Genomic DNA, 11,262 nt, shown 5'->3' with positions numbered 1-11,262 from the left:
CTGATTTCTTTTTGAGTGATTCTGCTTTTTCTAAAACCTCTACCATTTCAGTAAAAACATGTCGAGGTACGCCAACCAAGCGTTTGAATTCAGAATCTGAAAAACGATTTAATTTCTGATATCTCATGAAATTTATATTGAGGTGGTTTTTACTTTCGCAAGAGGTCTAATAAATATCTACTATTCTTAAGCGAACTTAAAAAATCGTAACTATTTAATTTCCTATTTTATAGTTACAATAACTAAATCCCATTTTATTAAGTTAAAGTGGGATTTATTTTGCTTTGCGTTGTTTAAATTTGGCTTGGATTTTAGAGTTATGACTTTCAGTAATTATGAAGTAGTACATGTGGTTGCTATGGACAACCAACAATGTATTGGTAAAGATAACGATCTTCCTTGGCATATTTCAGCAGACTTAAAACACTTCAAAGAAATTACGCAAGGTGGCGTAATTATCATGGGGCGTAAAAATTTCGACTCAATTGGGCGTGCTTTACCTAAACGCGTGAACTGGGTAATTACTCGTAATCCAAACTGGAGTTTTGATGGAGTCAAAGTTGCTCATTCAATTGAGGAAGCTTTAGAAAATTCTATTAAAGACGTTCAATCTTCCGAGAAACCTACAACTATTTTTATCATAGGTGGCGGCGAAATATTTCAACAAACCATTGATATTGCAGACCGTTTAGAGTTAACACATATTAATATAGATGCTATGGGGGATGTCTTTTACCCTGCCATTCCAGCAGCATTCAAAAAAGTGGCGTCAGAACAACATATTGATGACAAAACTGGAATTGCTTTTGAGTTCGCAACCTATCAAAAATAAAGCATATTCTTTTTGCTAAAAGCACGATGCACAACATGATCAAAATAGAATTTTGGCGGGCACTGGGCTTTGGATTACTCCACACCCTGTTTAGTATTTTTGTCTTGTTCAGTTCAATTTGGCTGTGTTTTGCATTGTGGATTCAAGAGCCTTTGGGCTGGTTGGTCAGCCGTATTTTTATTGGGATCTGGATTGCTTTTGCACTCAGCATTTTGGGTATCTATATCACCCAAAGCTTTTTTGGTCGTCGCCTCGATATCATTCTTTATCTCCTTGGCTTTTTACTGGCGTTGTCTTGGTATTTTATTTTAGATGCTCGCCAAGACCGCGACTGGCAACCTGAAGTAGCAAAAATCTTGCATTATGAAAAACAAGGCGACCATGTCACCCTTCATAATGTCCGCAATTTCACATGGCACCCTGACGGCTCCTATACTGAACATTGGGATACCCGCTCTTTCGATCTAAATCAAATCACTGGGGTCAATATCATTACCTCATACTGGATGGGGCCACAAATCGCGCATACTTTGGTCAGTTTTGATTTTGCCAATACCGCACCGCTGACCTTTTCCATTGAAATTCGCAAAGAGAAAAATGAAGAATTTTCAGCGATTGGTGGTTTTTTTAGAAAATATGAGCTGAGTTTAGTGGCCTCAGACGAACATGATATTGTCTATACCCGTAGCAATATTCGTCATGAACAAGTCTATTTCTTTCCTGTTCGCCTCGGACAGGCTGAAAGTAAAGCACTGTTTGTAGAGTATTTACATAAGGCAGACGAGCTCGCCAAGCATCCTAAGTGGTATAACACCCTCACCAGTAATTGCACCACCTTGGTGTTTGATATGGTTCAAGCCGTTTCACATGACGCTTTACCAACCGACTATCGTATTTTAGCCTCAGGTTATTTGCCGAATTATTTGTATGATTTAGGCGCGATTAGCCCACAGTGGAATATGAAAACATGGTATCAAAAAGCCTATATCAACCCACGTGTAAGCAAAGAAACAGAGTTAACCAGTCGTGAGTATTCACAGCTCATTCGTCAGGGCCTACCCGTTGACCAAACACGCTAAAGTCTGCAACGAAAAGCTGCAAGTTAAAACTGGCAATCAAGGACAAAATTTGCTTTGATAGTTCAGACGATACATCACAATAAGAGTCTGATCCCATGTTAAAAAAACTGATTGCGAGCAGTCTTTTAGCGAGTAGCTTAATCATGACTGGCTGCCAAACTACACCACCTCCATCCGACACCATTGAAATGGCCAACATTCAACAACTCCAGCAACGGACTTGGATTTTGACGCAAATGGGCAATACCGAAATTAAAACAGCACCCAATGAACGTAATATTCCAAGCCTTCAGTTTTCAGCTGATAACCGCATCAGTGGTGTAGATGGCTGTAACCGCATTATGGGCAGTTATACCGTCGGACGCGATACGCTCACCTTGAGCCAGCTCGCAACCACCCGAATGGCCTGTATCAATAACAGTGCTGTCCCGCAACAGTTCCAAGAAACGCTGGCAAAAGTGACGCATTACCAAGTATTTGGTAAAACTCTGAAACTGCTCGATCGACATGGTAATTTGCTGCTACAGTTTGGCTCTGCCATTCAACCACGTTAAATTGTTTCTATAAAAAGCCTGTAATCACAGGCTTTTTTAATCTGTAACAGACAACATTGTACTGAACAAATCAGCCCTTATATAAACAGATATAAACACAATTAGGATTTTAAAATGCAACAAGCACTCTTTGGTGGTGGATGTTTTTGGTGTGTAGAAGCGGTTTATTTAGAGCTTCAGGGCATACATAAAGTGACCAGTGGTTATGCAGGTGGAGATACCGACAACCCAACGTATGAAGACATTTGTCGTGGCGATACCAACCACGCCGAAGTTATTTTAATTGATTTTGATGAAACTCAAATCAGCTATGCTCAGCTGCTCGATGTGTTTTTTGCCACTCATGATCCTACGACACTCAACCGTCAAGGCAATGATGTCGGAACACAGTATCGTTCAGTCATTTACTATTTTAATGATGCACAACGTGCTGACGCAGAGCAAGCGATTAACGACTTAAAGGCAGAAGGTCTCGATATTGTGACCGAACTCAGTCCTGTACCAACGTTCTATTCGGCTGAAGACTATCACCAGAACTTTTACGCTCGTAACCCATCTCAAGGCTATTGCAACTTTGCCATTCCGCCAAAACTGATGAAGCTGCGCTCTAAGTTTCAAGCTTTATTGAAAGACAGCAAATAATTCAAGAATTCACAATAAAAAAGCGACTTCAAGAGTCGCTTTTTTTAACATCAACTTAGTTATCGCTGACGAAAGCAATATCTGCCAGTCCAGCTTCACTCGCACGAGACATCACTTGTGCGACCATATCGTAACGAGATTCTTTATCTGCACGAAGTTGAACCGTTGGCTTGGTTTCCAACTCACCCGCTTCATTAAAACGCGTTTGTAGTTCTTCCAAGCTAATCACTTGATTATCCCAAGCCACTTCGCCTTTTGCATTAATGCTCACCGTAATGGCTTTGGGTGGAGGATCTACAATATCAGCCGTCGTTTTTGGTAAAGTTAATGGAATTGATGGGTTGGCAACGGTCGCTGTCACCAAGAAGATGATCATCAAAACCAGCATAATATCGATCAGCGGAATGAGGTTCATCTCATTCATGCCAGCATCGTTATCGTCACCCAATTGAAAAGCCATTAAGCTTGACCTCCAACTAAACCTTGTTGAGTCGCTTTACTTTCTACTGCCGCAGGTGCTGAGTCTTGTTGCAACATGGCATCAATGAGCAAGCCGTGTGCTTGGTCTTGAAGCTCATGTGCCAAAGTACGGTTCACACGTGCACAGATGTTATACGCTAACACCGCAGGAATCGCGACAGCCAAACCTAAACCCGTCATGATCAGTGCTTCACCTACAGGAGTTGCAACTTGCGCTAGGCCTGCTTGACCACTTTTGCCAACAGCAACCAGGGCATGGAAAATTCCCCATACTGTACCAAACAAACCAACGAACGGTGCAAGCGATGCAATCGTACCTAGAACTGAAACACCTTTCTCAGCATTCGCTTTTTCAGCAGAAATTTGACGAAGGAGTGCTTGTTCTGCAACTGATTTACGTTGTTCAAAGTTCAATACAGCAAACTTTGATTTTAACTTAGCTAAAGCTTGCGAAAGTTGAGCATAAGCTTGTTGTTTCAATTGACGTGTACCCATGATACGTAAAACAAAGATGGTCCACGTTGCAATCGACATTGCCAACAAGATGAAATACAGTGTTTTACTGACTGCATCAGCATGTTGCCAATAAACTGAAAAGTTCATACTCGAACTCCTGATAAAGTTAGCGTTTTGTATTCAATTCTAAATCAAATGGTTGCTCAGCCCGAATTGGATAAGCCACACCATTTTCTTTATAAGGTTTAAATTTAGCGCCTTTGACAGCTCTTAAAATCTTTTCATCTAAAGCAGGTACACCACTTGAGCGCGTAATACGGGCATTCACAATCGACCCTTTTTCATTCGCCTCAATCAGCACCACGACTCGACGGTTTTCACCTTGTAAATCTTGATTACTATAAACTGGTTTTGGAGAGCGGCTCCATTGCACACCTGAACCACCAATCGACACCGACTTCGGTGAAGTATCGGCAGGTTCAGCTTGAGTAACAGGTTTCGCTTGCTCTGGTTGCACGACAGGTTTTTCGACTTTTTTCTCTGTAATCATCGTGGTGACTGTCGGTTTTACTGGAGTTTCGGTTGGTTTAACAACCGGTTTAACCACTTCTGCTTTTTTAACTTGTTGAACCTTTTCTACCTTTTTCGGTGGGGTCGGTTGTGGTTTTTCCACAATCTTCACTTCCTTCGGCTTAGTCGGTTCCTTTTTCGGTTCTTCCTTCGGCTTAGGCGGTAGCGGTTTTGGTGGTTCTTGAATTTTAACGAAGCGAACCTTCAATGGTTCTTTTTCAATCGGTTTGAGTTCAGGAGCTTTCATGTGGTTCACTGCCCACAATACGCCCATATGGCCCACGACAACCGCGATCAAAGCAGCAAGAACTTTCTTTTTCATCGGGTTGGGAGTCTGCATAGGAGAAATAACTGTTGAACTCATTAAAATCGGTGACCTAATTTAAGCGGAGTGGCCACTAGGTTGGTTTCCACTATAACGCTTATCGGTTAGTACAATAAAGTAGCGCAATGATAAATGAGAAGTGTTTTCATTTGCAACTATTAATTTGTCACTTTTTATGGTTTTTTCTAATCATACCCAAACAAAAAAAGGCATACTTAATGTATGCCTTTTTCAATCTTGCTTGCAACCAATTTTTTATTGGAAAACGACTGTTTTGTTACCATCAACAATAATACGGTCTTCTAAGTGCCACTTCACTGCACGTGCCAAGACGTTACGTTCAACATCCTGACCCAATTCACGTAATTGATCAACCGTAAAGTCATGGTTCACGCGCTCTACATCTTGCTCAATGATCGGACCTTGATCCAGATCCGCAGTGACATAGTGCGCGGTTGCGCCAATAAGTTTTACACCTTTTTCATGCGCTTGCTTATATGGGTTTGCGCCAACAAAAGCAGGTAGGAAGGAGTGGTGAATGTTGATCACTTTCATTTCCCACTTCTCGACAAATGCTTCATCTAGAATTTGCATATAACGCGCAAGTACCAATAAATCATTGCCTTGCATTAATTCATCAATTTCAGCATAAGCTTCGCGTTTATTGTCCTTCGTTACAGGGACAACTTCAAACGGAATACCAAAGTTCTCAACCGCTTCACGTAAAGTTTCATGGTTAGAAATCACTTTGGTAATTTCGCACGGCAAACCACCACGCGCATGACGCCATAATAGCTCAAGTAAGGCGTGGTCTACTTTAGACACCAAAATCCCGACTTTTTTCACGTCGCTGACCAGCGCCAAACGCCATTGCATTTCATAACGCTCTGCTACATTTGCAGCAAAAGTTTGAGTAATGCTTTCTTTACGAGACTGTAAATTATCTAGTTCAAACTCAACACGCATAAAGTAACGTCCGCCCTGAGCTTCAGTCGCGTATTGATCAAGCGCAGTAATATTCGCGCCTTGATGATACAAAAAGCTCGATACAGCTTGCACGATCCCTGGCTTATCTTCACAAGTAATCAGTAAACGTGCCGTGTTAGCAGTTGTCATATTCATGTCAGTTTAAATCAGTAAAATGAAAATCAAGCCGAGTATTCTAGCGCTTTTTACTCAGCTGTCAAAACACCTTATGGCTTATCATCCGATTTAAATGACGCCAAGCTCGAAAACAGTTCAGACGGCCCCATCGTATCCAACAACCGCTCATACGTCTCACGACTTTCACCACGCAAATAGGCCCCTTCTAAGAACACCATTTGACGGAGTGCCTGCCAGACCCACTTTTCTTCTAATGTATTGGAATCAGTGATATGACCCGACATATAAAGGAAGTTGGTCCAGTTGGTCAGTACAATCCATAAATTGATAATCAGGGCTTCAATTTCTGACGACGTCATTTGCATCAGACCGGCATCAACAAAGGCCTGATAGATCTTTTGCCCTTGTTGCATCACTTGCCCTGCAAAACGCGGATACATCTTGCGGAAGTCTTCATTGTTTTCAACCAAATGATAGACATCACGGTGTAAAAAGCGATAAGCCCACAACTGGCTGCTTAGCACCTGAAAATAACGAATTTTATCATTGGCATCTAACAGACGGTCATCGGGCAAAGCCAGCATCTGTAGCGTTTCGCCTTGATACTGTTCCATGAGCTCTTTGATAATTTCACTTTTATTGCGAAAGTGATAATACAAATTGCCCGGACTCATATTCAATTCAGCGGCAATATGATTGGTCGTAACAGAACGTTCTCCACGCTCGTTAAAAAGCTGCAAACTGAGTTGCAAAATACGTTCTTTGGTTTTCAACGTTTTAGTTTGAGACATCCTAAAATAACCATTCATTCAGTGCATTAGAAGACTAACACATAAAGTAACTTGACTAATTAGAGCAATTACTCTAAAAATTAAACATAAATTGAAATTTGAAATGGTAGTGCGGCATGAACAGTCAAACAAAAACAACTTCATTGACACCACATTCTTATGATATTCAGCACCTACATGATGTGCTTGAACAGCAAAAGCACGCTTATTTACGCTATCCATTGCCAACCGCAAAAGAGCGTATTGACCGTTTGGCACGACTTAAGCGTATCTTAGTTAAGTATCAAGATCAATTTGCCGAGGCAATTAATCAAGACTACGGCAACCGTTCCACCAGTGAAACCAAAATTGGGGAATTGCTCACCTGCCTTGAACACATCAAATATTATAGCAAGCATTTAACCACGTGGATGAAACCCTCGAAACGTCACGTTTCCATCATTCACCAGCCGGCTAAAGCATGGGTGCAATATCAACCTTTAGGTGTGATCGGCATTATTACCCCTTGGAACTATCCTTTATTACTCTCGATTGGCCCCTTAATTTGTGCTTTGGCAGCAGGCAACCATGCCATGATCAAGATTTCCAGTTCATCGGGCAACTTTGGTCGCATCCTTGAAAAAGCGCTCTCCGAAGCCTTTCCTCAAGAATTAGTTTCCGTGACCAATGGCGGTGGCGCGATCTCGGATGCCTTTTGTCGTCTGGCTTTTGACAAACTGATTTTCACAGGTTCAACCAATGTCGGTAAAACCGTCATGTCTGCTGCGGCAGAGAACCTCGTTCCATTGATTCTCGAACTTGGCGGAAAATCACCAGTATTAGTACATCCTTCTATTCATTTACGGGATGTTGCGCAGCGGATTGCTGCAGGAAAACTGTGGAATGCGGGTCAAACCTGTGTGGCACCTGACTATATGTTCTTACCTAAAGGTAAAACTGCCGAGTTCATTGATCACTTCCGCGAGTGTGTGGAAGAGATGTATCCCGACATTCTGCATAATCCAGACTACACCTCGATTATTAATGACCGTCAATACAACCGCTTACAAGGTTATCTCGAAAATGCACGTGAACATGGTGCACAAGTGGTTGAAATCAACCCAGCCCATGAAACCTTCTCCGATACACGTAAAGTGCCCCCTACACTGTTAACTGGGGTCACGCCTGACATGCGTATTATGCAAGAGGAAATCTTTGGGCCACTGCTGCCGATCATGGAATATGATCAAATAGACGATGTTATCGAGTTTATTAATAGCCGTCCGCGTCCACTTGCATTATACTACTTCGACTTTGATCAGGCGCGTGCAGATTATGTTGCACAGCGTACTCATTCAGGGCATTTCGGACAAAACACGGTTTTGACCCATGTCGCACAAGACGATTTACCATTTGGTGGCGTTGGTGCATCAGGTATGGGGAAATATCATGGTCCAGAAGGTTTCTTCAGTTTGTCGCATGAACGGTCAGTGATGTCGAATCCCAAGTTATATAGCTTGAAATTCATTCTCCCACCGTTTAACAAACCAATTCACAAGTTGATTTCAAAGACCCTTCTTCGTTAAATGATCAAGGCATGACCTATCGCACGGGTTCATGCCTAGTTTTAATGAAAATCGCTTGTCTTTTAAGCGCATTTTTGGTATAAAACGCCCCTTGAATGATTTCATCCGTTTACTTAATAACTAGCGCACAATCGGTGCTGTCTAGCAATGGAGTTCACCATGTCTAAGGTTTGCCAAGTTACCGGCAAGCGTCCAGTCGTTGGCAACAACGTCTCGCACGCCAATAACAAAACCAAACGCCGGTTCGAGCCGAACCTGCATCACCACCGTTTCTGGTTAGAAAGCGAAAAACGTTTCGTACGTCTTCGTCTAACTACAAAAGGTATGCGTATTATCGACAAATTGGGTATCGAGAAGGTTGTTGCTGACCTACGTGCTCAAGGTCAAAAGATCTAAGGAGTCTGAACCATGCGTGATAAAATTCGCCTAGTTTCTACTGCTGGTACAGGTTATTTCTATACCACAACTAAGAACAAACGTACTATGCCGGAAAAAATGGAAATCAAAAAATTTGATCCAAAAATCCGTCAACACGTAATCTTCAAAGAAGCTAAAATTAAATAATTTTAGTTTTTTGGAAAAAACGACCTGCTTTAGGTCGTTTTTTTTTGCTTTTTTTTCGTTCGACTTGTTAAACTTTTAATCTCTTTTGGCACCTTTTGTGCTTTGCTTCTTTTTCACCCTTAACTTTTGCTTAAGGAGTTTTTAGTGCCTCATGACGTAGATCTCATTATATTACTTGCTGTCGGTTTTGGGCTCGCGCTCATTTTCGGCTATCTTGCCGTACGCTTACGCCTTCCCCCACTCATTGGTTATCTGATTGCGGGTATCATTATTAGTCCCAATACCCCGGGTATTGTCGCGGACATTCATCTAGCGAACCAATTGGCTGAACTTGGGGTCATGTTCCTCATGTTTGGTGTGGGCATGCATTTTTCTCTCAATGACTTATTACAAGTTCGACGCATTGCACTGCCTGGTGCTATTTTACAAATTGCTGTCGCGACCCTGCTCGGAATAGGCGTCAGTATGATCTGGGGTTGGAGTTTTGGCTCTGCCTTGGTCTTCGGCTTAAGCCTGTCCTGTGCCAGTACAGTGGTATTACTCAAAGCACTGGGAGACCGTGGTCTACTCAATTCAGTCAACGGTAAAATTGCCGTAGGTTGGCTCTTGGTTGAAGATCTGGTCATGGTCTTGGTGCTGGTACTCTTACCCGCTACAGCAGTGCTACTCGGTGGAGAGGTCCTTGCAGGCGGTGCTGATGATAACATTTGGCTTACCTTAGGCATCACCTTACTTAAAGTGGTAGGTTTCATCGCTTTTATGCTGATCATCGGGAAACGTCTTGTTCCAATGATCATGCAATTTGTCGCTCGTCTTGGTTCACGTGAACTGTTTACCTTAACCGTGGTGGCTGCTGCGGTCTCAATCGCCTTTGGCGCGTACAAAATTTTCGGTGTTTCCATGGCACTGGGCGCTTTCTTTGCCGGGATGGTCGTTAAAGAGTCTGACTTTAGCCACCGTGCCGAAGAAGAAACCCTTCCTCTACGTGAAATTTTTGCCATTTTGTTCTTTGTTGCAGTGGGTATGTTATTTGACCCGCGCATCTTAGTGGAACAACCGGTGCATGTGCTTGCAGTCGTTGCAATTATTATGGTCGGCAAAACTATTGCCGCTATGGCACTAGTACTCTTTTTCCGCTACCCCATCAATACTGCCCTCACCGTCGGTGCGTCACTGGCACAGATTGGTGAGTTTTCCTTCATCTTAGCGACACTCGGGGTTTCACTTAAACTCTTGTCCTTAGAAGGGCAAAACCTAATTTTGGCAGGAGCACTTATCTCCATCACCTTAAACAGTTTTGTGTTCTCCGCAATTGAGCCTGTACAACGTTGGATTCGTGAGCGCTCACATCTAGCACGCTTACTTGAACGTAGTGGTGACCCATTGGCAATGCTGCCTGATGAAGTCTCTCAAGACTACTTACGTGACCAAGTGGTAATTGTTGGGCATGGTGAAGTGGGCCGTCGCATTACCAAACAATTGATGGCTGAAGACATTAAAGTAGTGATTGCGGAAGAAAACCGTGAAATTGTAGAAAACCTGCGTGAAAAAGGCATTGCGGCAGTTTCTGGGATGGCGACAGACCCTGGGGTACTGATTCAAGCCCATATTCAGCATGCGCGCCTGTTGGTACTTTCCCCGATGGATATTTTAGATATTCATAAAATCGTGGATATTGCCAAAACCCTCAATCCTGAGATTCAGGTCTTAGTATGTGCGGAAAGCAAAGAAGAAGCCGAAGTGATTCGCCGCGATCAAATTGGTGAAGTTTATTTTGCAAAAGAGGAAATGGCGAAAAATATGAGCAATCATATTTTAAATCAAATTCAGATTGCACATCATCAAGCACCCACCCACTAACCAACCAACACTGGATACAAAAAAACGCACTGTTCAGTGCGTTTTTTCATATTCGGCTTAGCTGAAGAACTGTGGCTTTTCGTCCACCACTTCAGCCTGCCATTCGCCCACTTGTTTTTCAAGTAAGCCGTATAAAGCCGCTTGCACCATCTGCTGAGCAACGACTGTTGTCTGGTCGCCCAATAATGCTTTGAGCTCTTCATTAAACTGGATCGTGACTAAAGGCGCACTCTCCGAACCTGCGTTACGTAGTGCAAGCTCACCACCTTCAAGTTGAACCAATTCTAAAATGGCTTCTTGATTTCCAAATAATTCTTTCAATTGTTCTATAGACATATTTCCTCCATGTTCAACATGGTGGCAAAGGCAGTTGCACTTTGCTTCGCTTAGACTTATTGATATAAGGACAAATTTTCAAACTTCAAGCGTTGGTCATCGCT

At 42.6% G+C, this 11,262-nt stretch carries 14 protein-coding genes and 1 pseudogene; 8 read left to right on the top strand and 7 right to left on the bottom strand.

The annotated features are described in order from the left end of the window. Positions 1–127, bottom strand: a pseudogene (locus MF4640_RS10810) (IS5/IS1182 family transposase); the annotation flags it as partial. A 192-nt stretch (positions 128–319) separates the two neighbouring features. On the opposite strand from MF4640_RS10810, the gene MF4640_RS10805 reads away from it, so the two are divergent. The 4 genes from MF4640_RS10805 to msrA all read left to right on the top strand — a co-directional run bounded on the left by MF4640_RS10805 (position 320) and on the right by msrA (position 3,107). Further along, positions 320–832, top strand: coding sequence for a dihydrofolate reductase (locus MF4640_RS10805; protein ID WP_005400837.1), 513 nt, complete (start codon positions 320–322; stop codon positions 830–832). 26 nt (positions 833–858) lie between these two features. Then, entirely contained in the window at positions 859–1,911 is a 1,053-nt protein-coding gene (locus tag MF4640_RS10800) for a DUF4105 domain-containing protein (protein ID WP_078389566.1), read from the top strand. 95 nt (positions 1,912–2,006) lie between these two features. Beyond that, positions 2,007–2,465 (top strand): META domain-containing protein, encoded by a 459-nt coding sequence (locus MF4640_RS10795; RefSeq protein WP_078389565.1) that lies wholly within the window; start codon positions 2,007–2,009, stop codon positions 2,463–2,465. 114 nt (positions 2,466–2,579) lie between these two features. Further along, positions 2,580–3,107 (top strand): peptide-methionine (S)-S-oxide reductase MsrA, encoded by a 528-nt coding sequence (gene msrA / locus MF4640_RS10790; RefSeq protein ID WP_010325870.1) that lies wholly within the window; start codon positions 2,580–2,582, stop codon positions 3,105–3,107. Positions 3,108–3,162: 55 nt separating this feature from the next. Here the strand turns inward: msrA and MF4640_RS10785 are convergent, their stop codons facing one another. From MF4640_RS10785 to MF4640_RS10765, 5 genes are all read right to left on the bottom strand, one after another. Further along, positions 3,163–3,567 (bottom strand): ExbD/TolR family protein, encoded by a 405-nt coding sequence (locus tag MF4640_RS10785; RefSeq protein WP_004692473.1) that lies wholly within the window; start codon positions 3,565–3,567, stop codon positions 3,163–3,165. Continuing rightward, positions 3,567–4,190: a MotA/TolQ/ExbB proton channel family protein gene (locus MF4640_RS10780; RefSeq protein ID WP_078389564.1), complete on the bottom strand. Its 624-nt coding sequence runs from the start codon at positions 4,188–4,190 to the stop codon at positions 3,567–3,569. The genes MF4640_RS10785 and MF4640_RS10780 overlap by 1 nt, the downstream gene beginning before the upstream one ends. A 19-nt stretch (positions 4,191–4,209) precedes the next feature. Then, on the bottom strand, positions 4,210–4,977 hold the full coding sequence (locus MF4640_RS10775; protein WP_078389563.1) for an energy transducer TonB: 768 nt from the start codon (positions 4,975–4,977) through the stop codon (positions 4,210–4,212). A 216-nt stretch (positions 4,978–5,193) separates the two neighbouring features. Then, positions 5,194–6,060, bottom strand: a complete 867-nt coding sequence (gene purU / locus MF4640_RS10770; protein ID WP_004692478.1) for a formyltetrahydrofolate deformylase — start codon at positions 6,058–6,060, stop codon at positions 5,194–5,196. 71 nt (positions 6,061–6,131) lie between these two features. Then, the gene (locus MF4640_RS10765) at positions 6,132–6,833 is read right to left on the bottom strand and encodes a TetR/AcrR family transcriptional regulator (RefSeq protein WP_005400842.1); all 702 of its coding nucleotides are present in this window, start codon (positions 6,831–6,833) and stop codon (positions 6,132–6,134) included. A gap of 116 nt (positions 6,834–6,949) precedes the next feature. On the opposite strand from MF4640_RS10765, the gene MF4640_RS10760 reads away from it, so the two are divergent. The 4 genes from MF4640_RS10760 (at position 6,950) to MF4640_RS10745 (ending at position 10,822) form a co-directional block, all read left to right on the top strand. Then, positions 6,950–8,398 (top strand): coniferyl aldehyde dehydrogenase, encoded by a 1,449-nt coding sequence (locus tag MF4640_RS10760; protein WP_078389562.1) that lies wholly within the window; start codon positions 6,950–6,952, stop codon positions 8,396–8,398. Positions 8,399–8,557: 159 nt separating this feature from the next. After that, complete coding sequence (gene rpmB / locus MF4640_RS10755; protein WP_000048256.1) at positions 8,558–8,794, top strand: 50S ribosomal protein L28; 237 nt, start codon at positions 8,558–8,560, stop codon at positions 8,792–8,794. 12 nt (positions 8,795–8,806) lie between these two features. Beyond that, complete coding sequence (rpmG, locus tag MF4640_RS10750; RefSeq protein WP_003654787.1) at positions 8,807–8,962, top strand: 50S ribosomal protein L33; 156 nt, start codon at positions 8,807–8,809, stop codon at positions 8,960–8,962. 144 nt (positions 8,963–9,106) lie between these two features. After that, on the top strand, positions 9,107–10,822 hold the full coding sequence (locus MF4640_RS10745; protein WP_058868887.1) for a cation:proton antiporter: 1,716 nt from the start codon (positions 9,107–9,109) through the stop codon (positions 10,820–10,822). Positions 10,823–10,879: 57 nt separating this feature from the next. Here MF4640_RS10745 and MF4640_RS10740 read toward each other — a convergent pair whose 3' ends face one another. Continuing rightward, the gene (locus tag MF4640_RS10740; RefSeq protein ID WP_004692486.1) at positions 10,880–11,158 is read right to left on the bottom strand and encodes a hypothetical protein; all 279 of its coding nucleotides are present in this window, start codon (positions 11,156–11,158) and stop codon (positions 10,880–10,882) included. Positions 11,159–11,262 lie beyond the last annotated feature (104 nt).

It is taken from the genome of Acinetobacter sp. MF4640 (assembly GCF_002018895.1).
Lineage (GTDB): Bacteria > Pseudomonadota > Gammaproteobacteria > Pseudomonadales > Moraxellaceae > Acinetobacter > Acinetobacter johnsonii.
This window is presented reverse-complemented; position numbering and strand designations above follow the sequence as displayed.